Genomic DNA, 23,207 nt, shown 5'->3' on the forward strand with positions numbered 1-23,207 from the left:
GCGGTGCCGGCCGGACGACCGGGCCGTGTTCAATCTGTTCGGCTGCGCCACAGCGCGCGCCGGGCAGCACCAGGCTGCGAAAGCTATGGACGATGGCGCGCGGCCAGCCGTCACATCTGCACTCATGCCTGGCGCACTGCGCGCATGAACGCTTCGATCCGCGCCGCGTCCTTGATGCCTTTGGCCTGCTCGACGCCGCCGCTGACATCCACCGCATACGGCTGCACCTGGGCAATCGCCTGGGCGACGTTGTCTGCGCTCAGACCACCGGCAAGGATGATCGGCTTGCTTAACTGCGCCGGTACCAACGACCAGTCAAAGGCTTCACCGGTGCCACCGGGCACGCCGGCGACGAATGTATCCAGCAGGATTCCGCTGGCGCCTGCATAGAGCTGGCAAGCCGCCTCCAGATCATCCCCGGGACGCACCCTGAGGGCCTTGATATACGGTCGGTTGAAGCCCGCACAGTCGCTCGGGGTTTCGTCGCCGTGGAACTGTAGCAGGTCCAGCGGCACGGCCTCGAGGATCTCGTTGAGTTCGCAGCGTGAGGCATTGACGAACAAGCCGACCGTGGTCACGAACGGCGGCAGCGCGGCGATGATCACCCGCGCCTGGTGCACGTCGACCGCGCGCGGGCTCTTGGCGTAGAACACCAGGCCAATGGCGTCGGCGCCCGCATCGGCAGCAGCCAGGGCATCCTCGATGCGGGTGATCCCGCAGATTTTGCTGCGCACGTTGCTCATGGAAGGCGAACCCTCGGAAATCGGTAAGGGGCGGATGGTAGCAAACGCTGGGTGCCGCGTCAGTCCGCCAAGGTATCGAAGCCGCTGAGAAAGTGTGGGCCGATGTAACGCTGGGGCAGCACGAACGGTTCGGGATACTCGACCTGGACCAGGTACAGCCCGTACGGATGCGCGGTAACCCCGGCCTCCCGCCGATCGCGGCTTTCCAGCACTTCGCGCGCCCAGGCCACTGGCCGCTCACCGCTGCCGATGCTCATCAACACCCCCGCGATGTTGCGCACCATGTGGTGCAGGAAGGCGCTGGCGCGGATATCGAGCACGATCATCTGGCCGTGGCGGGTCACACGCAGGTGGTACATCTCCTTGACCGGCGACTTGGCCTGGCACTGGCTGGCACGAAAGGCGCTGAAGTCGTGGGTACCGAGCAGGCATTGAGCAGCTTGGGCCATGCGTTCGACGTCGAGCGGGCGGTGGTTCCAGGTGACTTCTTCGGCCAGGTGCGCCGGGCGGATCGGGTCGTTATAGATGACGTAGCGATAGCGCCGAGCGTTGGCCTTGAAGCGGGCATGGAAGTTAGCCGGCATGACCATCGCCCAAGTCACGCTGATGTCATGGGGCAGATTGAAATTGGTACCCATGGTCCAGGCGCGCTCATCACGCAGCGCATTGGTATCGAAATGCACGACCTGACCACTGGCATGCACACCGGCATCGGTGCGCCCGGCGCAGGACACGGTAATCGGTGCATTGGCCACCTTCGACAGGGCCTGCTCAAGCGCCTGCTGAACACTCGGCACGCCACTGGTCTGGCGCTGCCAGCCACGGTAGCGGGCGCCCTTGTATTCCACGCCCAGGGCAATCCGGGAGAAGCCTTCGGCCGCCGATTCGGCCCGGTCGATGTCGATGATGTCCAAGTAACTGAAACCTGTGGATGGAACAAAAGGCGGCAGTATAACGACAACGGCAGCCGATAGGGCTGCCGTTGCCGGGCAGGCGCCGTGTCGGCCCTGCCCCGTTTTTGCTGAACTGGCTGACTACACCAGACGCGAGAGCATGTCCTCAGCTTCGCTGCGCTGGGTGTCGTCGCCGTCCTTGACCACTTCATCAAGGATGTCCCGCGCGCCTTGATGGTCACCCATGTCGATGTAGGCCCGCGCCAGGTCAAGCTTGGTCGCGACCTCATCAGCACCGGAGAAGAAGTCGAAGTCCAGATCGTCCAGCGGCTCCAGCTCCTGCTCGGCATCGGCGGCCGTGAACTGCGGCTCGAGCGGCGGGGTTTCCAGGCTCTGCGACAGCTTGTCGAGTTCGGCGTTGACGTCGTCCAGCTCGGAGGCGAAGTTCTGCGCTGCCGGCGAGTCGTCGTCCAGCGATAGCGACAGGTCGAAGTCGTCTGGCAGCTCCAGCTCGGAGATCGGATCGAACTCGGGGATCTCGTCGAATGCGGCCAACTCCGCCGCGACATCTACCGGCGGCTCTGCTGCTGGCGGCTCGACTGCTGCGTCGCCGACGTCAAGGTCGAAGTCAGCCAGGTCATCGACAGCCTGCGGTTCGGCCTGGGCTTGTGCCTGGGCCAGCAGCGCTTCGAAATCATCGTCCGCGTCGGTAGCGGCAGCGACAGGCTCAACCGGCTCGCTCAGCTCGGTTTGCGGATTATCGTCAAGCGTTACCGTGAGGTCGTCCTGGGGCAGCGCCTGAAGTGGCTCATCCAGCAACAGGTCGTCGTCCAGGCTGAGGTCGAAGGCAGTGTCCAGATCGTCCTCGGCAACCGGCTCGATATCGGCCAATGCGGCCGGCTCGGGCTCAGGCTCTGCTGCAGGTGCTGGCTCGGGCTCGGTGACTACCGGCTCGGGCTCGAAAGACAGGTCGTCAAGCACCGGCTCGGGCTCGGCAGCAGCCGGGATGTCCTGCTCGTCCTGCAGCAGCTCCTGCACATATTGCTCGTCCAGCTCAGCCGCCAGCGCCGCAGCACCGAGGCCGGCAGCTGCCACTGCAACCATGGCTGGGAAGCGCTCGCGTAACGAGTCGACTTCGGCTTGATTGGCCGGGCTGGCTGGCAACTGGCGTTCCTGCTCGACGAAGGCGTTTTGATCGCCCTGGCGTGCGTAGACTTCCATCAGCTTGAGGCGCAGATCGCTGCGCTCCGGCTCGGCAGCAACCGCTGGTTCGAGCAGGTCGGCGGCGTGATTCAGGCGACCACGAGCCAGGCTCAGGTCGACTTCTGCGAGCAGTGGATCAGTCGCCTCAGCCTGAGCTTCAGGCTCGGCTTCCACTACCACCGGAGCAACCGGCACCACCGGCTTCTCGGCCGCTGTCGCCGCTGCTGCCGATGCTGCGACCACTGCTGGTGCAAGGGTGACGCTCGGCGCCGACATGTCCAGACCGTCGAAGCTGCCAGGTGGCAGATCCAGATCAGGGTTGCGCTCACCCTCCTCCGACAAGGCACGGGCCATGCGCAGGTGTTTTTCGGCCTCCTGGTCTGCCTTGCGCTTACGCGCCAGCAAGAGCAGGAGCAACAGCAGCACGAGCAGCGCGGAACCGGCGATCAGCGCCAGCAACAGCGGGTTGCCGAGCAACTGGTCCAGAGCGCTCTGCTCTGGTTTGACCTCGTCTGCAGGAGCGACTTGCGGCGCAGTATCCACAGCAGCTGGTGCAGGCGTGACCACCGGCTCGGCTGGAGTCAGTTGAGCATCTACAGCAGGCTGAGCAGGCGTCTCTGCACCAGGCAGCGCAGCCGCAGCGGCCGGGTCTGGCTCGGCTGCGCCTTGCGCTTCAAGGCGGGCCAGCTGGTCGTTCTTCATCTGGATCAGACGCTGCAGCTTGTCCAGCTGGCTCTGCAAGTCGGTCATGCGGCTTTTCAGTTCGTCGTTGTCACGACGGCTGGTGTCCAGGCTTTCCTGGGCCACGGCCAGCTTGTCACTGACCGCCTTGGCATCGTTCTTCGCGGTCTTGCCGCCAGGGGTCACCAGGCGCAGGTTGTCGCCTTGAGTGATCTGCGCAGGCGTGGCTTCAGCAGCACCGCGGCGAGTGGCATCCAGCTGGCGGGCGCGCGGCCCGAGCCTGCGCCCTTCGCGCCAGGCGGCATATTGCTCGGCCACATCGCGATTGGCCTCACCCTGCGGGATGCTCTGGATCTGTTGTTGATCGGGCAGGCGCAGCACCTGACCGACCTTGAGCTGGTTGATGTTGTTGCCGATGAACGCGTCCGGGTTGAGTGCCTGGATCGCCAGCATGGTCTGCTGCACCGAGCCACCCTGGCTGTTGCGCGCGGCAATCTGCCAGAGGGTGTCGCGGCGCTTGGTGGTGTAGTTGCCGGCACCACTCACGGCCGGGTTGATATTGGCTGCAGCAGGCTGCGCGCCCTGGGCCTGGGCCTGGTCGAGAAGGACGCTGTAGTCACGCAACAGACGCCCCTGCGGCCACATTACCTGCACCAGGAACTTGACCACCGGCTCCGGCAACGGCCGGCTGGAAGTAACCCGCAACACGCTCTTGCCGTTGGGGCTGAGCACCGTGGTGAAGGTCAGGTCCTCGACGTAGGACGGATAGGCCACCCCGGCCTTGGCGAACTCTTCGCGCGAAGCGAGGCTAGGCGCCACCTCGGCAGCGGTGAGGTCGCGAACGTCGAGCAGTTCGATCTCAGCGTCCAGCGGTTGGTTTTGCGCCGACTTCAGTGTCAGCTCACCCAACCCCAGAGCATTGGCCATGCCAGACGACAGCGCCGAAGCTGCCGCCATGGCCAGAACCAGTTTGCGAATTCGAAGCATGACCTCTTCCCTTGTATGAATCGTCCCGAAACCTGCATGCGGTGCAGGACAAAAGTGCTCAGCAGTATCTTTTACAGCCTGTGTTTAAGCAACAATTGGCCAACCTGCACGGCGTTGAGTGCCGCACCCTTGCGCAGGTTGTCGGTGGTCAGCCAAAGGTTGAGCTGCTCTGGCTCATCAATTCCGTGCCGTACACGACCAACATAGACCACGTCTTGGCCGACTGCGTCACCCACCGGTGTCGGATAATCATCCGCTTCGACCAATTCGATGCTCGCCGCCGCCTCCAGTGCCTGGTTCACCGCACCCAGATCCACCGGGCGCCGGCTTTGCACGGCCACACTCAAGCTATCGCCGAAAAACACCGGGACTTGAACGCAGCTCACAGAAATCTTCAACCCGGGCATGTCCAGCAGCGCGCGCAGCTCCTTGACCAGGCGCCGCTCTACCGCGCTGTGGCCGTGCTCATCAACCGCGCCGACCTGGGCCAACACGTTGAACGCGATCTGCCGATCGAAGAAGCGCGGCTCCAATGGACGCGCATTGAGCAGCTCAGCGGTTTGCCGGGCCAACTCGCCCACCGCTTCCTTGCCCTGGGCCGACACCGCCAGGCTGGCCATGACCTGCACCCGCTCGATATCGAGCAGGCCCTTGAGCGGCGCCAATGCCACCGCCAGAGCCACTGCACTGGCACTTGGGCTGGTGATCAGCGCGGGCAGGCTCAGGCCGGCCACCTGCTCGGGATTGACTTCTGGCACCAGGGCAACGGCGTGCTCAAGCTCGCCGGACAGGTCGATCACGCTGCAACCGGCAGCATGGGCCTTGCTGGCGAAGCTGCGGCTGACCGCCGGGCCTGCAGCGAAGAAGGCCAGCTTGACTTGGCTGAAGTCGAAGCTGTCGACCTCACGCACGCGCACCTTTTTGCCGGCGAACATCACACTGCTGCCAGCCGATTCCATGCTGGCCAGCAGATGCAGGGTGCCCACCGGGAATTCCAGCTCTTCGAGAATCTGCACGAGGGTTTCACCGACGCTGCCGGTGGCGCCGATCACGGCGATATCTAGGGGTTGGCTCATGGGAAGTCCTCTGCTGAAACGGCGGGAGCGGCACTTTACTTGGATTCTCAGCCTGGGGGTACCTTGGCCTGGCCATCTACCGCCCATAAAAAAACCCGCGCTGGGCAACAGCGCGGGTTTTTCTTCAGTGCAAACGCGATCAGCGCTCCAGCAGAATCCGCAGCATACGGCGCAGCGGCTCGGCAGCACCCCACAGCAGCTGGTCACCGACGGTGAACGCGCCTAGGTACTGGCTACCCATGTTCAGCTTGCGCAGACGACCAACCGGCACGTTGAGGGTACCGGTGACGTTGGTCGGGCTCAGCTCCTGCATGCTGATTTCACGCTGGTTCGGCACCAGCTTCACCCATGGGTTGTGCTGGCTGATCATGCCTTCGATATCGGCCAGCGGCACATCCTTGTTGAGCTTGATGGTCAGCGCCTGGCTGTGGCAACGCATGGCGCCGATGCGCACGCAGATGCCGTCGACCGGGATCGGGCTCTTGAAGCGACCGAGGATCTTGTTGGTCTCGGCCTGGGCTTTCCATTCCTCACGGCTCTGGCCGTTGGGCAGCTCTTTGTCGATCCACGGGATCAGGCTGCCGGCCAGCGGCACACCGAAGTTTTCGGTAGGGAAGGCTTCGCTGCGCATGGCCTCGGCAACCTTGCGGTCGATGTCGAGGATGGCGCTGGCCGGGTTGGCCAGGTCTTCGCTGACGGCAGCGTTGATGCCGCCCATCTGCTTGATCAGCTCGCGCATGTTCTGCGCGCCAGCACCGGAGGCGGCCTGGTAGGTCATGGCGCTCATCCACTCGACCAGACCGGCTTCGAACAGGCCACCCAGGCCCATCAGCATCAGGCTGACGGTGCAGTTGCCGCCGATGTAGTTCTTGGTCCCGGCATCGAGCTGCTGGTCGATCACCTTGCGGTTGACCGGGTCGAGGACGATCACCGCGTCATCCTGCATACGCAGCGACGATGCCGCGTCGATCCAGTAACCCTGCCAGCCGGCTTCGCGCAGCTTGGGGAAAACCTCGTTGGTGTAGTCGCCGCCCTGGCAAGTCAGAATGACGTCGAGGGTCTTGAGCTCTTCAATGCTGTAAGCGTCCTTGAGCGGAGCAATATCCTTGCCCACATTCGGACCCTGGCCACCGACATTGGAGGTGGTGAAGAACACCGGCTCGATCAGGTCGAAGTCCTGCTCTTCCAGCATGCGCTGCATGAGCACGGAACCGACCATTCCACGCCAACCGATCAGACCTACACGTTTCATCGCAACTACACCTTTGCTAAAAAGTGGGCCGCCACCGAGGATATTGGCAGCGGGCCAGAGAGATTACAGATTCCGCAGCGCCGCGACTACTGCATCGCCCATTTCCTTGGTGCCAACCTTGTTGCAGCCGGTCGACCAGATATCACCCGTACGCAGGCCTTGATCGAGCACCTGGCTGACCGCCTGCTCGATGGCCTCGGCGGCAGCGTGCTGATTGAAGCTGTAACGCAGCATCATCGACACCGACAGGATGGTCGCCAACGGGTTGGCTACGCCCTGGCCGGCGATGTCTGGCGCCGAGCCGTGGCATGGTTCGTACATGCCCTTGTTGTTGGCATCCAGCGAGGCCGAAGGCAGCATGCCGATGGAACCGGTGAGCATGGACGCTTCATCCGAAAGAATGTCGCCGAACATGTTGTCGGTGACCATCACATCGAACTGCTTGGGTGCACGCACCAGCTGCATGGCGGCGTTGTCGACGTACATGTGGCTGAGTTCGACGTCCGGATAATCCTTGGCTACGTCTTCGACCACTTCACGCCACAGCTGGCTGGACGCAAGTACGTTGGCCTTGTCGACCGAGCACAGCTTCTTGCCACGCACGCGGGCCATGTCGAAGCCAACCCGGGCGATCCGGCGCACTTCGCTTTCGCTGTATGGCAGGGTGTCGTAGGCCTGACGTTCGCCGCCTTCCAGCTCGCGCTGGCCACGCGGGGCGCCGAAGTAGATGCCGCCGGTGAGTTCACGGACGATGAGAATGTCCAGACCGGAGACGATTTCCGGCTTCAGCGAAGAAGCATCGGCCAGTTGCGGGTAGAGAATCGCCGGACGCAGGTTGGCGAACAGACCCAGCTGCGCACGAATCTTCAGCAGGCCGCGCTCTGGACGAATGTCCCGCTCGATCTTGTCCCACTTCGGCCCGCCGACGGCGCCCAACAGTACCGCATCGGCGTTGCGCGCGCGCTCCAGAGTGGCATCGGCCAATGGCACGCCATGGGCGTCGATGGCAGCGCCACCGATCAGATCGTGCTCCAGGGCGAAACCGAGCTGGAACTTGTCGTTGGCCAGCTCCAGCACCTTGACCGCTTCGGCCATGATTTCCGGGCCGATACCGTCACCTGGGAGAATCAGAATCTGCTTGCTCATGCTTTTCTCTATCCGTTCAAACGGCGCGGCCGCCATGGCCGCACCGAACAAAAATTAATGCTCAACCTGCGCGCTGCCTCAGGCTTCGCGGAACAGCCATGGCTGGCTGGCGCGGTGCTTGGCTTCGAACGCCTGGATCGACTCGCTATCCTGCAAGGTCAAGCCAATGTCGTCGAGGCCATTGAGCAGGCAGTGCTTGCGGAAGGCGTCGATCTCGAAGTGCAGCACCTTGCCGTCAGGACGGGTAACGGCCTGCGCCTGCAGGTCGACGGTCAGCTGATAGCCTGGAATCGCTTCGACCTGCTTGAACAGCTCGTCGACTTCTTCGTCGCTGAGGATGATCGGCAGCAAGCCGTTCTTGAAGCTGTTGTTGAAGAAGATGTCAGCAAAGCTTGGCGCGATGACGCTGCGAAAGCCGTATTCGTCGAGGGCCCACGGGGCGTGCTCACGGCTTGAGCCGCAGCCGAAGTTTTCCCGGGCGAGCAACACACTGGCACCTTGGTAACGTTCGTGGTTGAGCACGAAGTCCTTGTTCAACGGGCGCTTGCTGTTGTCCTGGTAAGGCTGACCCACATCCAGGTAGCGCCATTCATCGAACAGGTTCGGGCCGAAGCCGGTGCGCTTGATCGATTTGAGAAACTGCTTGGGGATGATCTGGTCGGTGTCGACGTTAGCGCGATCCAATGGCGCGACCAGGCCGGTGTGCTGGGTAAAGGCTTTCATGCTGCGCTCCCTTGAATCAACTCGCGGACATCGATGAAGTGGCCGGTCACCGCGGCAGCGGCGGCCATTGCCGGGCTGACCAGGTGGGTACGACCACCGGCGCCCTGCCGACCTTCGAAGTTACGGTTGGAGGTCGACGCGCAATGCTCGCCGCTTTCCAGCCGATCCGGGTTCATCGCCAGGCACATCGAGCAGCCCGGTTCACGCCATTCGAAGCCGGCTTCGATGAAGATCTTGTCCAGCCCTTCCTTCTCGGCCTGAGCCTTGACCAGGCCCGAACCCGGTACCACCATCGCCTGTTTGACGGTAGCGGCGACCTTGCGGCCCTTGGCGATTTCGGCGGCTGCGCGCAGGTCTTCGATGCGCGAGTTGGTGCACGAGCCGATGAACACCCGATCAAGACGAATATCGGTGATCGCCTGGTTGGCGCTCAGGCCCATGTACTTGAGCGCGCGCTCGATCGAACCACGCTTGACCAGATCCGGCTCGGCGGCTGGATCCGGTACACGCTGGTCAACCGCCAGAACCATCTCTGGCGAAGTGCCCCAGCTGACCTGTGGCTTGATCTGTGCGGCGTCCAGCTCGACCACGGTATCGAATACCGCATCGGCGTCGGACACCAGCCCTTGCCAGGCGGCAACTGCTTGCGGCCACTGGCTGACAGTCGGCGCGTAGGGGCGACCTTCGACGTAATCGATGGTGGTCTGGTCGACAGCGACCAGGCCAACCCGGGCACCGGCTTCGATGGACATGTTGCAGATGGTCATGCGGCCTTCCATCGACAAGTCGCGGATGGCGCTGCCAGCAAATTCCATGGCATGGCCGTTACCGCCGGCGGTGCCGATCTTGCCGATCACGGCAAGGACGATGTCCTTGGCGGTCACGCCTTCGCCCAACCGGCCCTCGACACGGACCAGCATGTTCTTCATTTTTTTCGCGACCAGGCACTGGGTGGCGAGCACGTGCTCGACCTCGGACGTGCCGATGCCGTGGGCCAGTGCGCCGAAAGCGCCGTGGGTCGAGGTGTGCGAGTCGCCACAGACCACGGTCATACCCGGCAAGGTGGCACCCTGCTCTGGGCTGATGACGTGCACGATGCCTTGGCGAATGTCGTTCATCTTGAATTCGACGATGCCGTATTCGTCACAGTTTTCATCGAGGGTCTGCACTTGCAGACGCGAGACCTGGTCAGCGATGGCCTCGATGCCGCCCTTGCGCTCAGGGGTAGTCGGCACGTTGTGATCGGGCGTAGCGATGTTGGCGTCGATCCGCCAAGGCTGCCGTTTGGCCAGACGCAGGCCTTCGAATGCCTGGGGCGACGTCACTTCGTGAATGATGTGGCGATCGATGTAGATCAACGACGAACCATCGTCGCGTCGCTTGACCTCATGCGCATCCCAGAGCTTGTCGTAAAGCGTTTTGCCGGCCATCAGACTGTTCCTCATCAGCGTCTTTCTATGCCAATAACCCCTTGGCTTGTACGGACGATGCTATGGGTTTAGATTGAATAACTCAAATTGATAATTTTTATGCTTTGGATAACCAAAAGGAATACCGGCAGTGGACCTGGCCAACCTCAGTGCGTTTATCGCCATCGCCGAGACCGGCAGTTTTTCTGGCGCAGGTGAGCGCCTGCATTTGACCCAGCCCGCCATCAGCAAACGCATCGCTGGCCTTGAACAGCAACTGGACGTGCGCCTGTTCGATCGGCTGGGGCGCGAAGTGACCCTGACCGAGGCCGGCCGCGCCCTGCTGCCGCGTGCCTATCAGATACTCAATGTACTCGACGATACACGACGCGCCCTGAGCAATCTCACCGGTGAAGTCACGGGTAGGCTGACCCTGGCGACCAGCCACCATATCGGTCTGCACCGCCTGCCACCGTTATTGCGGGCTTTCACCCGCCAGTACCCGCTGGTTGCGCTGGATATTCAGTTCCTCGATTCGGAAGCGGCCTACGACGAAATACTCCACGGCCGGGCCGAAATCGCAGTAATCACCCTGGCCCCCGAACCGCAAAATCTGGTGCGCGCGGTACCGGTCTGGGACGATCCGCTGGATCTGGTAGCTGCCCCCGAACACCCGCTGGCCAGTAGCGCGACAGTAAGCCTGGCTGACGTCGCCCGGCATCCGGCAGTGTTTCCCGGGGGCAATACCTTTACCCACCACATCGTCCAGCGCCTGTTCGAAAGCCAGGGCCTGACACCCAACATCGCCATGAGCACCAACTACCTGGAAACCATCAAGATGATGGTCTCGATCGGCCTGGCCTGGAGCGTGCTGCCGCGCACCATGCTCGATGATCAGGTGGCGCCCATCGTTTTGCCCGGCGTAAAGCTGAGGCGGCAGCTAGGCTACATTCTGCACACCGAGCGCACCCTTTCGAATGCCGCCAAGGCATTCATGGCCCTGCTCGACAGTCACGCCGGCAGCGCCTGACGGTTCGTCGGGGGCGGCACACCACTCTCAGGGACAGGTCACTCGCCAAAGGTCTGGTATCGATGCCCAAATCAGCTAACCGTTTTCCGCGCTTGCCGCGTATTCCTGCTGTCGATCCGCAGGACTCGGAGTTGGCCTGGCAGAACGCCCCACAGTTGCTGGCGGCGCTCAATGGCGCGCAATTGGGCGCTTGGCTGTGGGATATCGACAGTGGCCGAATCAGTTGGTCGCGAGGCACCCAGGCGCTGTTCGGCTTCGATCCACAGCAGCCCTTGCCCAGCGATATCGACTACCTTGACCTGCTCCCGGAGGAAGACCGCGCGCGTACCCGCCTGGCGTTTCAGGCGGTGGTCAATGGCGAGCCGATCGAGCAGGCCATGCGTCATCGGATTCGCTGGCCCGACGGCAGCCTGCATTGGCTGGAGGTCAGCGGCAGCCTGACCCACGACCGTAATGGCCGCCGGCAGATGATCGGCGTGATCCGCGAAATCACCCGCCAGCGCGACCGCGAAACAGCCTTGATCAACTCGGAAAAGCGCTTCGCCAGCCTGTTTCACATGAGCCCCAATGCCATCCTGTTGAGTCGGCGCAAAGACGGCATGCTGTTCGAGGTCAACCAGCATTTTGAAGACATGTTCGGCTGGCCGGGGGCGCAGATCGTCGGCAAGACCAGTATCGAACTGGGCCTCTGGGTGCATCCGGAACAGCGCCAGCAAGTACTGGAGGCGACCCGCTACAGCACCGGCCCGATCACCATGGAAGTGCAGTTTCGCGGCAGCGGCGGCAAGGTCCACGACGGCATCCTGTGCACCCAGAGCATCGAGCTGGAGGGCGTGACGTTTCTGCTCACCACTTTTGTCGACACCAGCGAGCGCAAACGCGCCGAGCTTGCCCTCAAGGACAGCCAGGAACGCCTTGACCTGGCGCTGGACTCTGCCCAGCTGGGCACCTGGGACTGGCACATCCCCAGCGGCATGCTCTACGGCTCGGCGCGCGCCGCGCAGCTGCATGGGCTGGAGCCGGTGCCGTTTCATGAATCCTTCGAGGCGTTTTTCGAGGGCGTGCCAGAACATGAGCGTGAGGCCATGCGCCAGTCTTATCGCAGCTTGCGCGAAGGCCCGGCGGGCAGTTACCAGATTACCTACCGGGTGCAGCTGGAAAATGGCGCAGCGCGCTATATAGAAAGCCGCGCCCGCCTCTACCGTGACGAGCAGGGCAATCCGCTGCGCATGGCTGGTACCCTGCTCGACATCACCGATCAGGTCGAGCGCGAGCAGCGCCTGAGCGCCTCTGAAGAAAAATTCGCCAGCCTGTTCCAGGTCAGCCCCGACCCAATCTGCGTCACCCGTCAGGACAACGGCCAGTTCATCGAGATCAATCCGGCCTTCAGCCAGACCTTCGGCTGGAGTGCACAGCAAGTGCTCGGCCGCACCGCCGAAGAGATCGGCCTTTGGGCAGAGACTGCCGAACGTGCCCAGCGCATCGAACACGTGATCCGCGAACGGGCGCTGAGCAACGTCGCAGTCGTGGTCAACCACCGCAGTGGCGCGCCCATGACCTGTGTGATTTCCAGCCGCCTGATCATGGTCGACAACCAGCCGTGCAGTGTGACCTCACTGCGCGACATCACCCAGCAGCAACGCGCCGAAGCGGCAATCAAGGCCAGTGAAGAGAAATTCGCCAAGGCGTTTCACTCCAGCCCCGACGCCATCACCATCACCGTGCGCGCCAGCGGCCTGTACCTTGAAGTCAACGACGGCTTCTGCCGCCTGACGGGCTACAGCATTGACGAAGTGATCGGGCGTACCGTGCACGAGCTCGGCATCTGGGCCGACGACACGCAACGGGCGACCTTGCTCAGCGAGATCAAACTGCGCGGGCGGGTGCACCACCGCGAGATGCTCGGGCGCAACAAACGCGGCGAGCTGCTGACGGTGGAAGTGTCAGTCGAGCCGATTACCCTGAATGCCACCGAATGCCTGCTGCTGACCGCGCGCGACGTCAGCCAGCTGAAAAACGCCCAGGCGCAGATTCGCCATCTGGCCTACCACGACCCGCTCACCAACCTGCCCAACCGCGCCCTGCTGATGGACCGCCTGAGCCAGCAGATCGCCCTGCTCAAGCGGCACAACCTGCGCGGCGCGCTGCTGTTTCTCGACCTCGATCACTTCAAGCACATCAACGACTCACTCGGTCACCCGGTCGGCGACATCGTGCTCAAGGTCATCACCGCCCGGCTCGAGGCCAGCGTGCGCCTGGAAGACACCGTGGCGCGCCTGGGCGGCGACGAGTTCGTGGTCTTGCTAAGCGGCCTGGAAGGCAGCCGCGAGGCGGTTGAAGGCAAGGTCCGCGAACTGGCCGATACCCTGCGCGAATTACTTGCCGAGCCGATGTCTCTGGACGGCCAGCGCCTGCAAGTCACCCCCAGCATTGGCGTTGCCTTGATCCCCGATCATGGGGCAACGCCTGCCGACTTGCTCAAGCGCGCCGACATTGCCCTGTACCGGGCGAAGGACTCCGGGCGCAACACCACCCAGCTGTATCACACCACCATGCAAAAGGCCGCCAGTGAACGCCTGCGCATGGAGAATGACCTGCGCCAGGCGTTGGCCCGCGGCGAACTGGCGCTGCACTTTCAGCCGCAGGTGGATGCCCGCGACAATCGCATTGTCGGCGCCGAGGTACTGCTGCGCTGGCATCACCCGCAACTGGGGCAGCAACCGCCCTCGCAGTTCATCCAGGTGCTGGAAGAAAGCGGGCTGATTCTGGAGGTGGGCAGCTGGATTCTCGACGAGGCATGTGATGCCTGCGCCGGCATGCTCAGCGACGGCCTGATCAAGGCGGACGAGTTCAGCCTGTGCGTGAACATCAGCCCGCGGCAGTTCCGCCAGAACGACTTTGTCGGCAGAGTGCTGCGCAGCCTGGACGACTATCGCCTGCCCCGGCACATGCTCAAGCTGGAGATTACCGAGGGCATCGTGATCCAGAATCTGGAGGACACCATCGCCAAGATGCGTGAACTCAAGGGTTACGGCGTGAGTTTTGCCATGGATGACTTTGGTACCGGTTACTCGTCGCTGACCTATCTCAAGCGGCTGCCGGTGGACACATTGAAGATCGACCAGTCATTCGTGCGCGATGCGCCGATAGATCCAAACGATGCCGAGATCGTCCGCGCAATCGTCGCCATGGCTCGCAGCCTTGAGCTGACGATCATTGCCGAGGGCGTCGAGCTGAGCGAGCAGTTGGCGTTTCTAGAGCGGCTGGGGTGCCATTTGTATCAGGGGTATTTGCATAGCCGACCGCTGCCGCTGAGCGAGTTCAGGCAAATGTTGCTCGAGGCACCGGCGGATTATTGAGATCGCGAGGTGCTGCACGGCCCCCTGTAGGAGCGGCCTTGTGTCGCGAAAGGCCAGCGTAGCTGGCCCGGCAATGTCGGCGGCGGATTTGCAATCGGGGGCCGCTCCGCGCCCCTTTCGCGACACAAGGCCGCTCCTACACGGGGCTGCGTGATGCCTGAGATTGGGTCATCACGCAGTCGTGCAGGAGCGGCCGGGTCGGTCGGATGGAGCCGCTAGGCGGCCCCAGTCGATGGTTAGTTCAACGCTGGCTTGTCAGCACTGATCGGAATCCGCTTGGCTTTGGCTTCTTCCGGCACGACGCGCAGCAGTTCGACGCTGAGCAGTCCGTTGGCCAGGCCTGCGGATTTCACTTCGATGTGGTCGGCCAGGCGGAACGACAACTTGAAGGCACGCTGAGCGATGCCCTGGTGCAGGTAGGTCACTGCATCGTTGCTGGCGTCGCGTTTGCCGCCAGTAACTGTCAGTACACCCTTCTCAACCTGCAGTTCAAGGTCTGATTCCTGGAAGCCTGCTGCTGCAACCACGATGCGATAGTGATCATCGCCATGTTTTTCCACGTTGTAGGGCGGGTAGCTGCTACCGGCCTCGTTACGCGCCGCGGATTCGAACAGGTCGTTGAAACGGTCGAAACCAACGGAATGGCGGAACAGTGGTGCAAGGGAGAAAGCGGTAGTCATGGTCATAAACTCCTGAAAATCAGCAAGTGAGTCAATCCGCGACCCGAATTCGGCATCGCGTACTAAATAGATATGGCTCGAGCAACCGCTTTCAAGAGTTCAACGAAAAAAATTTTTAAAATTTTCTCAGGCCACTGCTTCACAGGGCAGTTGGCTGATGCCGGCACCCAGCAGCTGGGTGATCCGCTGACAATCATCGACCCGGCGCAGTTCGGCAAACAACAGCACCGCTTCCGGATAGCTGCGAGTCAACATTGCCACCCACTGCTTCATCCGCCCCGGCGCATAGCGCGGCGACAGCTTGGCCTGGGCCTGCCGCCAAAACTCGCGCAGCAACGGCAGCAGCGCCTGCCAGGCAAGTGGCTGATACTCGCGCCCAGCCCGTGCAGCAGCAATCTGCAGGCCCAGATCAGGCCGCGAGACCAGGCCACGGCCGAGCATGATGTCTTCAGCGCCGCTGACTTCACGGCAGCGGCGCCAGTCGTCCACGGTCCATATCTCGCCATTGGCGAACACCGGCACCTTGACCACGTCCTGCACCCGCGCCACCCACTCCCAGTGCGCCGGCGGCTTGTAGCCCTCGACCTTGGTCCGCGCATGCACCACCAGGTGCGCCGAACCGCCTTCAGCCAACGCCGTCGCGCAGTCGAGGGCGCCATCCGGGGTATCGAAACCCAGACGCATCTTGGCCGTGACCGGGATGTGCGCAGGCACCGCCCGGCGTACTTCACGCACGATCGCGTGGAGCAACTCCGGCTCTTTGAGCAACACCGCCCCGCCGCGGGACTTGTTCACCGTCTTGGCCGGGCAGCCGAAATTCAGGTCGATCACCGGCGCGCCAAGCTCGCAGGCCAATGCAGCATTTTCAGCCAGGCACACCGGATCGGAGCCAAGCAACTGCACACGCATGGGCACACCTGCCGCAGTCCGCGCGCCGTGGCGCAGTTCAGGTGCGAGCTTGTCGAACTGGGAAGCTGGCAGCAGGCGGTCGCAGACGCGAATGAACTCGGTCACGCACCAGTCGACGCCGCCGACCCGGGTGAGAACGTCGCGCAGGATGTTGTCGACCAGCCCCTCCATGGGGGCCAGGGCAATTTGCATGGATGGCTCTCGCGAAAAAGGCGGCAGTCTAGCAAACAATCAGACCGGCTTAGACGCCGATCAGCGCCTGACCATAACCTTCGATGAATTCACCCGGCATACGCTTGGGCCTGCCGGTCGACAGCTCGATACAGACAAAGGTGGTTTGCGCGCGCAGCAGGGTAACGCCGTCGCTCGGGCGCTTGAGCTGAAAGCGGCGAGTCATGCGCAGGCGCTGGTCCCAGTCGACGATCCAGGTGGCCAGTTGCAGCTCGTCATCTTCGTAGCCGGCAGCCAGGTAATCGATTTCGTGGCGAACAACGGCCATGGCCCGGTCGAGACGGCGGTATTCGGCCAGGTCCAGACCCAGACGCTGCGAGTGGCGCCAGGCGCAGCGCTCCAGCCAGGTGACGTAGACCGCGTTGTTGGCGTGGCCGAGGCCGTCGATGTCGTCGCCGCCAACGCGTAGGTCGATGATGAATGGCGATGCCAGATCCCAGCTCATGCGCGCTCCGAAGGTCATTGAACGCGTTGAGTGTACCGGATGCTCACGCGCTTTGGCGTGCCGGTGTGGCAGCGCGCGCCAGCAGCTCAAGCACGCCTTCGACCAGCAGCGGGTTGGCCAGCACCCGCTGGTGGCCGCCCTCTTCGAGCATCAGCAAGCGGCTGTCGAACCAGGCCTTGTGGATCAATTGCGCTTCGCTGGCAGCGACCAGAGGATCATCACTGGCGTGCACTATCAGGCCCGGCAGCTCGAGTTGATAGCCGTTGACGTCGAGCCGGGCGACTTGCAGGCCGACATCCTGCTCGACCAGGCGAATAAACGCCGCCCGCGCCCGCGCCGGCATGCCCAGCCGCTGGGCAAAACCGCGCAATACCCCGAGCAGTTGCGCCGGCGCGGCAATGCTGACCGCAGCCTCCGTGCGCAAGCCCCATTGCAGCGCCAGCAAGACACTGGCGCCACCCATGGAATGGCCAATCACGGCGCGCAGCGGCGGCAGTTCGGCAGCGGCTTCGAGCAGCGCCCGGGCAAACAGCGCCACATGCGCCTGGCGGCCCGGAGAACGTCCGTGGGCCGGCCCTTCCAGCGAGACAACGGTATGCCCGGCTGCCACCAGCGCATCAATCAACGCGGCAAACTGGGTTGGCCGCCCTTCCCAACCGTGCATCATCAGCACTGTCGGGCCCTGGCCCCAGCGCAGCGCCGACAGGCCGAAGCGCAAGGTGATGCGTTCAGCTGTCGCCAGCAAGGGCAACTCCCATTGCCGCGGCGGCAGGTTGCGCGGGGTCATGAATGCGCGGCGCATCTTGCCCGCTATATGCTCGGGGGCCAGCCGGCCCAGGGTACCGTTGACGCCGCGAATCCAGCTCAGGGTAGTCATCGTCGATGCTCCAGTAAGGTTGCTAGATGACCGCCGACTTGGCGGCGCGCAGGATTCGGTCGGACAGCTCACTGGTGCCCAGAGCCCGGGCCAGCGCCAGGCCGCCGATCATCAGCGCCAGGTCGGCCAAGGCCTTGTCGGCGTCTTCAGGGCGGTCGACCATTTGCGCGGTCATCAACTCCAGATGCTCGGCCAGCGCCTCGCGAAACGCCCCAGGCAGGCGCTGCATCTCGCTGAGCGAAGTGGGCAACGGGCACGCCTGCTCGAGCGCGTCGCGGTGCTTGCGCGACAGGTAGAAGGCAGCAGCGAGGGCGCGTCGGCCTGCGCCATCCAATGCTGGATCGATCTGGGTGAACAAGGCACGACGCTCGTTCAGCAGCTGGTTGAAGGCTTCGAGCATGAGCTCGTCCTTGCTGTCGAAGTGCGCGTAGAACCCGCCCACGGTCAACCCGGCAGCGCCCATCACCTGACTGACACTGGGCTCGGCCGGTCCGTGCTGAACCAACGCACTGCGGGCTGAATCGAGAATGCGTTGGCGGGTCTTGCTCTTCTTGTCATTCATAAGCCACCCGATAAATATTATGAGTGAAATATGATGCACGTAATATTTATTGGCAAGCGAAAGATTCGAGCTCAGGCCGCTTCAGTGAAAAAGTCAGGAAGGCAGAAAAAACAAAAGGCCCATTCAATAATCGAATGAGCCTTATAAGCCCCGCAAAACGCGAGAAAAAAATGGCGTCCCCTAGGGGACTCGAACCCCTGTTACCGCCGTGAAAGGGCGGTGTCCTAGGCCACTAGACGAAGGGGACTTGTAACCTTCGTGCAGGCTCGTGTTCACGAACCCTGGCAAATATTGGTGGAGCTAAGCGGGATCGAACCGCTGACCTCCTGCATGCCATGCAGGCGCTCTCCCAGCTGAGCTATAGCCCCTAAAACAAAAGGCCCATCCAATATGCGAATGAGCCTTTAAAGCCCCGCAAAACGCGGGTAAAACTGGCGTCCCCTAGGGGACTCGAACCCCTGTTACCGCCGTGAAAGGGCGGTGTCCTAGGCCACTAGACGAAGGGGACATAACCTTCGTGCCGGTTTGTTCGCACAAACCGCGGCAAAATTGGTGGAGCTAAGCGGGATCGAACCGCTGACCTCCTGCATGCCATGCAGGCGCTCTCCCAGCTGAGCTATAGCCCCGGATTTCTAGCCTCGCGGCCCAGCGACATGGTTAGACATCGCTTGTGTAAAACTGGCGTCCCCTAGGGGACTCGAACCCCTGTTACCGCCGTGAAAGGGCGGTGTCCTAGGCCACTAGACGAAGGGGACGAACCTTCTACCGTGAAACCTGGCGCTGGAGCCGGGTTTCATTCTCCGCCAGCAGTACTGGCCAAGAATCGGAATTTGGTGGAGCTAAGCGGGATCGAACCGCTGACCTCCTGCATGCCATGCAGGCGCTCTCCCAGCTGAGCTATAGCCCCACAATGTCGCTTTGAACTGAATTGCCGGCTGGGTTGCTGACAGTTCGTTACGTTCATCGCTGTGGACGGGGCGCATATTAAGATCGGATGGCTATGCTGTCAAACGAATTTTTGAAATTAACCAAAAGATTTTTCACAGATAACAATCACTTACCGCCCTGCCCCAGCAACTGACGATTTTGCCTGCGCCAGCCCGCCCGCCCAGCGACAGCCGGGACAGGCAAGCACGCTTGGGTAGCTGGCTGTCAGGCAATGTTGGCCAGCAGTTTTTCCCATTCCTTGTTTTCTTTCTTCGACACACCACCGAGCAGGTCCAGCGCCTGACGCAGGCGGTAGCGAGTCAGGTCAGGGCCAAGGATTTCCATCGCATCCAGCACCGACACCGAACTGGCCTGGCCGGAGATAGCAGCAAACATCAGCGGCATGGCGTCACGCAGCTTCAACTCAAGCGACTCGACCACGGCCTGGATGCAACCGGTGATGCGGTCTTTTTCCCACTGGCGCAGGCTCTCCAGCTTCCACAGGATCAGCTGGATGACCTGGCGCACCTGATCGGGCGAGAGTTTCTTGTGCTCGAACAGCTTGGCATCAAGCTTCAGTGCACCCTCGAAGAAGAAGCCACCCAAAGGCGCGATCTGGCTGAAGGTTTCTACGCGGCCCTGCACATGCGGCGCGATCTTCATCATGTAGTCGCTGTTGAACGCCCACCGCTGTACCCGTGCGGCGAACTCCTCGACCGGCAACTCACGCAGCCACTGGCCGTTGAGCCATGACAGCTTCTCGATATCGAAGATCGGCCCACCCAGGGAAACCCGCGACAGGTCGAAGTGTTCGACCATCTCAGCCAGGGAGAACTTCTCGCGCTCGTCCGGCATCGACCAGCCCATGCGGCCGAGGTAGTTGAGCATGGCTTCGGGCATGAAGCCCATGCGCTCGTAGAAGGTGACCGAGGTCGGGTTCTTGCGCTTGGACAGCTTGCTCTTGTCCGGGTTACGCAGCAGCGGCATGTAGCACAGCTGCGGCTGCTCCCAGCCGAAGTACTCATACAGTTTGATCAGCTTGGGCGCCGACGGCAGCCACTCTTCGCCACGCAGGACGTGAGTGATGCCCATCAGGTGGTCATCGACCACGTTGGCCAGGAAGTAGGTCGGCAGGCCGTCGTTCTTCATCAGGACCTGCATGTCCATGCGGTCCCACGGGATTTCGACATCACCACGGAGCATATCCGGGACCACGCAGACACCTTCGCTTGGCACCTTCATGCGGATCACATGGGGCTCACCAGCGGCCAGGCGACGCTGCACTTCTTCGGCGCTGAGCAGCAGTGCGCGGCCGTCGTAACGCGGCGTCTCGCCCCGGGCCATCTGTTCGGCGCGCATCTGATCGAGTTCTTCTGCGGTGCAGAAGCAATAGAACGCATGCCCGGCGTCAACCAGCTGCTTGGCGTACTTGGCGTAAATCTCGCCACGCTCGCTCTGCCGGTAAGGGCCGTGCGGGCCGCCCACGTCCGGGCCTTCGTTCCACTCGATGCCCAGCCAGCGCAGGGCGTCGAAGATCTGCTGTTCCGACTCACGGGTCGAACGCAGCTGATCGGTGTCCTCGATGCGCAGGATGAATTCGCCGCCGTGCTGCTTGGCGAAGCAGTAGTTGAACAGGGCGATGTAGGCGGTGCCGACATGGGGGTCGCCAGTGGGCGATGGCGCGATACGCGTGCGAACGGTGGTCATGGAGGGTCTCGAACGAAGTTGAAACAAAGGCGCGATGTTAGCAGGGAGCGGGCATCAGGCTCCAGCGATGGCGCAATCGTGCCACCGTCAATCCATGATTGCGCCGGTGATCGGCAGCTGGTGCCGATCACAGCTCCCCAGGCGCTTAGCTGGTGATCAGGCGATCACGCAGCTTGGTGATCTCGTCGCGCATCTGCGCGGCGGCCTCGAACTCCAGATCGCGGGCCAGCTGGAACATTTTCTCTTCCATCTGTTTGATGCGCTTGGTGATCTCGCCTGGGGTGCGCAGTTCGGCTTCGTAGCGGGCGCTCTCCTCCGCCGCCTTGGCCATGCCTTTGCGCTTCTTGCTGCGCCCGCCGGGGATGTTGGCGCCTTCCATGATGTCGGTGATGTCCTTGACCACCCCTTTGGGCACGATGCCGTTGGCTTCGTTGAAGGCGATCTGCTTGGCCCGGCGGCGTTCGGTTTCGTCGATGGCGCGCTGCATCGAGCCGGTCATGCGGTCGGCATACAGGATGGCCTTGCCGTTGAGGTTACGCGCTGCGCGGCCGATGGTCTGGATGAGCGAGCGATCCGAACGCAGGAAGCCCTCTTTGTCGGCATCGAGAATCGCCACCAGAGATACTTCCGGCATGTCCAGGCCTTCACGCAGCAGGTTGATCCCCACCAGCACATCGAAGGTACCCAGACGCAGGTCGCGAATGATCTCGACCCGCTCGACAGTGTCGATGTCCGAGTGCAGATAGCGCACGCGCACGTCGTGGTCGGCCAGGTAGTCACTGAGGTCCTCGGCCATGCGTTTGGTCAGGGTGGTGGCCAGCACGCGCTCACCAACGGCCACGCGCTTGCCGATCTCCGACAACAGATCGTCGACCTGGGTCAGCGCCGGGCGGATCTCCACCAGCGGATCGACCAACCCGGTCGGCCGCACCACCTGCTCGACGACACGGCCGGCATGCTCCGCCTCGTAAGGGCCCGGCGTGGCCGAAACGAAGATAGTCTGTGGGCTGACCGACTCCCATTCATCGAAGCGCATGGGCCGGTTGTCCAGCGCCGATGGCAAGCGGAAACCGTATTCGACCAGCGTTTCCTTACGTGAACGGTCGCCTTTATACATGGCGCCGACCTGCGGAACGCTGACGTGCGACTCATCGATCACCAGCAGGGCGTCGGCAGGCAGGTAGTCGTACAGGGTCGGCGGCGGCGCACCGGAAGGCCGCCCAGACAGGTAGCGCGAGTAGTTTTCGATACCGTTGCAATAGCCCAGCTCGAGGATCATCTCAAGGTCGAAGCGGGTGCGCTGCTCGAGGCGCTGCGCCTCGACCAGCTTGTTGTTCTTGTGCAGGTACTCGAGGCGGTCCTTGAGTTCTTCCTTGATGCCCTCAATTGCCCCAAGCAGGGTCTCGCGCGGGGTTACATAGTGGCTCTTCGGATAGAAGGTAAAACGTGGCAGCTTGCGCAGCACCTCGCCGGTCAACGGGTCGAAGGCGGCAATGTTCTCCACTTCGTCATCGAACAATTCGATGCGGATCGCCTCGAGATCAGACTCGGCCGGGTACACGTCGATGACATCACCGCGCACGCGGAAGGTGGCACGGGCGAAGTCCATCTCGTTGCGGGTGTACTGCAGATCGGCCAACCGCCGCAGCAGCGCGCGCTGGTCGAACTTGTCGCCGCGATCGATGTGCAGGACCATCTTCAGGTAGGTTTCAGGGCTGCCCAGACCGTAGATGCACGACACCGTAGTGACGATGATGGCATCGCGTCGCTCAAGCAGCGCCTTGGTCGCCGACAGGCGCATCTGCTCGATATGGTCGTTGATCGATGCATCCTTCTCGATGAAGGTGTCCGAAGACGGCACATAGGCTTCCGGCTGGTAGTAGTCGTAGTAGGAAACGAAATACTCGACCGCGTTGTTCGGAAAAAACGCCTTGAACTCGCCATACAACTGGGCCGCCAAAGTCTTGTTCGGCGCCAGCACCAGGGTTGGCCGCTGCACTTGCTGGATCACGTTCGCAATACTGAAGGTCTTGCCCGAGCCGGTTACCCCGAGCAGCGTCTGGTGCGAAAGCCCGGCATCGATACCCTCGACCAACTGGCGAATCGCCTCAGGCTGGTCGCCGGCCGGCTGAAAACGGGTGACAAGCTGAAACTCGGACATGGCAGACCTCGAGCAACTGTAAATATAGCCAGTAGTCTACACCGAAACGGGCCTTTCCATTGCCCGCTTCGCGGCTGGCGATGTGAACGTGTGTTTCTGTGGACCGGGCAATTAGACCAATGGTCCAAAAATATTCGGAAAAAACGCCGGAAAACCTGCGCCCGATGGTCGCAGCGGTCGGCGGGTATCTCTATACTGACTCCCCG

Annotated in this window: 17 protein-coding genes and 6 tRNA genes; 2 read left to right on the forward strand and 21 right to left on the reverse strand. The window is 62.4% G+C overall.

What is annotated here, in order from left to right:
* Positions 1-122: 122 nt before the first annotated feature.
* From ACQZ2L_RS11005 to leuC, 8 genes are all read right to left on the reverse strand, one after another.
* Positions 123-743, reverse strand: coding sequence for a phosphoribosylanthranilate isomerase (locus tag ACQZ2L_RS11005; RefSeq protein ID WP_430326061.1), 621 nt, complete (start codon positions 741-743; stop codon positions 123-125).
* A gap of 59 nt (positions 744-802) precedes the next feature.
* Positions 803-1,657: a tRNA pseudouridine(38-40) synthase TruA gene (gene truA, locus ACQZ2L_RS11010; RefSeq protein ID WP_430326062.1), complete on the reverse strand. Its 855-nt coding sequence runs from the start codon at positions 1,655-1,657 to the stop codon at positions 803-805.
* 120 nt (positions 1,658-1,777) lie between these two features.
* Positions 1,778-4,507, reverse strand: a complete 2,730-nt coding sequence (locus tag ACQZ2L_RS11015) for a FimV/HubP family polar landmark protein (RefSeq protein ID WP_430326063.1) — start codon at positions 4,505-4,507, stop codon at positions 1,778-1,780.
* Between the two features lie 71 nt (positions 4,508-4,578).
* Positions 4,579-5,583, reverse strand: coding sequence for an aspartate-semialdehyde dehydrogenase (locus tag ACQZ2L_RS11020; protein WP_430326064.1), 1,005 nt, complete (start codon positions 5,581-5,583; stop codon positions 4,579-4,581).
* A 139-nt stretch (positions 5,584-5,722) separates the two neighbouring features.
* The gene (asd, locus tag ACQZ2L_RS11025) at positions 5,723-6,835 is read right to left on the reverse strand and encodes an aspartate-semialdehyde dehydrogenase (RefSeq protein ID WP_101321423.1); all 1,113 of its coding nucleotides are present in this window, start codon (positions 6,833-6,835) and stop codon (positions 5,723-5,725) included.
* 63 nt (positions 6,836-6,898) lie between these two features.
* Positions 6,899-7,981 (reverse strand): 3-isopropylmalate dehydrogenase, encoded by a 1,083-nt coding sequence (leuB, locus tag ACQZ2L_RS11030; protein WP_430326065.1) that lies wholly within the window; start codon positions 7,979-7,981, stop codon positions 6,899-6,901.
* A gap of 78 nt (positions 7,982-8,059) precedes the next feature.
* Complete coding sequence (gene leuD, locus ACQZ2L_RS11035; RefSeq protein WP_430326066.1) at positions 8,060-8,704, reverse strand: 3-isopropylmalate dehydratase small subunit; 645 nt, start codon at positions 8,702-8,704, stop codon at positions 8,060-8,062.
* Complete coding sequence (leuC, locus tag ACQZ2L_RS11040; RefSeq protein ID WP_430326067.1) at positions 8,701-10,134, reverse strand: 3-isopropylmalate dehydratase large subunit; 1,434 nt, start codon at positions 10,132-10,134, stop codon at positions 8,701-8,703. The genes leuD and leuC overlap by 4 nt, the downstream gene beginning before the upstream one ends.
* A gap of 130 nt (positions 10,135-10,264) precedes the next feature.
* On the opposite strand from leuC, the gene ACQZ2L_RS11045 reads away from it, so the two are divergent.
* Together ACQZ2L_RS11045 and ACQZ2L_RS11050 are read left to right on the forward strand one after the other, a co-directional pair.
* The gene (locus ACQZ2L_RS11045; RefSeq protein ID WP_430326068.1) at positions 10,265-11,143 is read left to right on the forward strand and encodes a LysR family transcriptional regulator; all 879 of its coding nucleotides are present in this window, start codon (positions 10,265-10,267) and stop codon (positions 11,141-11,143) included.
* Positions 11,144-11,205: 62 nt separating this feature from the next.
* On the forward strand, positions 11,206-14,502 hold the full coding sequence (locus tag ACQZ2L_RS11050; RefSeq protein ID WP_430326069.1) for a PAS domain S-box protein: 3,297 nt from the start codon (positions 11,206-11,208) through the stop codon (positions 14,500-14,502).
* Between the two features lie 236 nt (positions 14,503-14,738).
* Here ACQZ2L_RS11050 and ACQZ2L_RS11055 read toward each other — a convergent pair whose 3' ends face one another.
* From ACQZ2L_RS11055 to uvrB, 13 genes are all read right to left on the reverse strand, one after another.
* Positions 14,739-15,182, reverse strand: a complete 444-nt coding sequence (locus ACQZ2L_RS11055; RefSeq protein ID WP_101321435.1) for an Hsp20 family protein — start codon at positions 15,180-15,182, stop codon at positions 14,739-14,741.
* A 126-nt stretch (positions 15,183-15,308) separates the two neighbouring features.
* Complete coding sequence (locus ACQZ2L_RS11060) at positions 15,309-16,283, reverse strand: tRNA dihydrouridine synthase (protein ID WP_430326070.1); 975 nt, start codon at positions 16,281-16,283, stop codon at positions 15,309-15,311.
* 49 nt (positions 16,284-16,332) lie between these two features.
* A complete protein-coding gene (locus ACQZ2L_RS11065) occupies positions 16,333-16,767 on the reverse strand; it encodes an acyl-CoA thioesterase (protein ID WP_430326071.1) in 435 nt (144 codons plus the stop codon).
* Between the two features lie 43 nt (positions 16,768-16,810).
* On the reverse strand, positions 16,811-17,644 hold the full coding sequence (locus ACQZ2L_RS11070; protein WP_430326072.1) for an alpha/beta hydrolase: 834 nt from the start codon (positions 17,642-17,644) through the stop codon (positions 16,811-16,813).
* A 22-nt stretch (positions 17,645-17,666) separates the two neighbouring features.
* Positions 17,667-18,206, reverse strand: coding sequence for a TetR/AcrR family transcriptional regulator (locus ACQZ2L_RS11075; protein WP_430326073.1), 540 nt, complete (start codon positions 18,204-18,206; stop codon positions 17,667-17,669).
* 171 nt (positions 18,207-18,377) lie between these two features.
* Positions 18,378-18,453: transfer RNA gene (locus ACQZ2L_RS11080), tRNA-Glu, on the reverse strand.
* 45 nt (positions 18,454-18,498) lie between these two features.
* Positions 18,499-18,574, reverse strand: a tRNA-Ala gene (locus tag ACQZ2L_RS11085).
* A gap of 64 nt (positions 18,575-18,638) precedes the next feature.
* Positions 18,639-18,714, reverse strand: a tRNA-Glu gene (locus tag ACQZ2L_RS11090).
* A 42-nt stretch (positions 18,715-18,756) separates the two neighbouring features.
* A tRNA-Ala gene (locus ACQZ2L_RS11095) sits at positions 18,757-18,832 on the reverse strand.
* Positions 18,833-18,885: 53 nt separating this feature from the next.
* Positions 18,886-18,961, reverse strand: a tRNA-Glu gene (locus ACQZ2L_RS11100).
* A 76-nt stretch (positions 18,962-19,037) separates the two neighbouring features.
* Positions 19,038-19,113, reverse strand: a tRNA-Ala gene (locus ACQZ2L_RS11105).
* 245 nt (positions 19,114-19,358) lie between these two features.
* A complete protein-coding gene (gene gltX / locus ACQZ2L_RS11110) occupies positions 19,359-20,840 on the reverse strand; it encodes a glutamate--tRNA ligase (RefSeq protein WP_430326074.1) in 1,482 nt (493 codons plus the stop codon).
* Positions 20,841-20,985: 145 nt separating this feature from the next.
* Entirely contained in the window at positions 20,986-23,001 is a 2,016-nt protein-coding gene (gene uvrB / locus ACQZ2L_RS11115) for an excinuclease ABC subunit UvrB (RefSeq protein WP_430326075.1), read from the reverse strand.
* Positions 23,002-23,207 lie beyond the last annotated feature (206 nt).

The sequence above is a fragment of the Pseudomonas shirazensis genome, assembly GCF_050496565.1.
GTDB lineage: Bacteria > Pseudomonadota > Gammaproteobacteria > Pseudomonadales > Pseudomonadaceae > Aquipseudomonas > Aquipseudomonas shirazensis_A.

Coding starts and splice junctions, on each gene's coding strand:
- ACQZ2L_RS11005 (WP_430326061.1), bottom strand. CDS start 743: ATGAGCAACGTGCGCAGCAAAATCTGCGGGATCACCCGCATCGAGGAT.
- ACQZ2L_RS11015 (WP_430326063.1), bottom strand. CDS start 4,507: ATGCTTCGAATTCGCAAACTGGTTCTGGCCATGGCGGCAGCTTCGGCG.
- ACQZ2L_RS11020 (WP_430326064.1), bottom strand. CDS start 5,583: ATGAGCCAACCCCTAGATATCGCCGTGATCGGCGCCACCGGCAGCGTC.
- asd (WP_101321423.1), bottom strand. CDS start 6,835: ATGAAACGTGTAGGTCTGATCGGTTGGCGTGGAATGGTCGGTTCCGTG.
- leuB (WP_430326065.1), bottom strand. CDS start 7,981: ATGAGCAAGCAGATTCTGATTCTCCCAGGTGACGGTATCGGCCCGGAA.
- leuD (WP_430326066.1), bottom strand. CDS start 8,704: ATGAAAGCCTTTACCCAGCACACCGGCCTGGTCGCGCCATTGGATCGC.
- leuC (WP_430326067.1), bottom strand. CDS start 10,134: ATGGCCGGCAAAACGCTTTACGACAAGCTCTGGGATGCGCATGAGGTC.
- ACQZ2L_RS11050 (WP_430326069.1), top strand. CDS start 11,206: ATGCCCAAATCAGCTAACCGTTTTCCGCGCTTGCCGCGTATTCCTGCT.
- ACQZ2L_RS11055 (WP_101321435.1), bottom strand. CDS start 15,182: ATGACTACCGCTTTCTCCCTTGCACCACTGTTCCGCCATTCCGTTGGT.
- ACQZ2L_RS11060 (WP_430326070.1), bottom strand. CDS start 16,283: ATGCAAATTGCCCTGGCCCCCATGGAGGGGCTGGTCGACAACATCCTG.
- ACQZ2L_RS11065 (WP_430326071.1), bottom strand. CDS start 16,767: ATGAGCTGGGATCTGGCATCGCCATTCATCATCGACCTACGCGTTGGC.
- ACQZ2L_RS11070 (WP_430326072.1), bottom strand. CDS start 17,644: ATGACTACCCTGAGCTGGATTCGCGGCGTCAACGGTACCCTGGGCCGG.
- ACQZ2L_RS11075 (WP_430326073.1), bottom strand. CDS start 18,206: ATGAATGACAAGAAGAGCAAGACCCGCCAACGCATTCTCGATTCAGCC.
- gltX (WP_430326074.1), bottom strand. CDS start 20,840: ATGACCACCGTTCGCACGCGTATCGCGCCATCGCCCACTGGCGACCCC.
- uvrB (WP_430326075.1), bottom strand. CDS start 23,001: ATGTCCGAGTTTCAGCTTGTCACCCGTTTTCAGCCGGCCGGCGACCAG.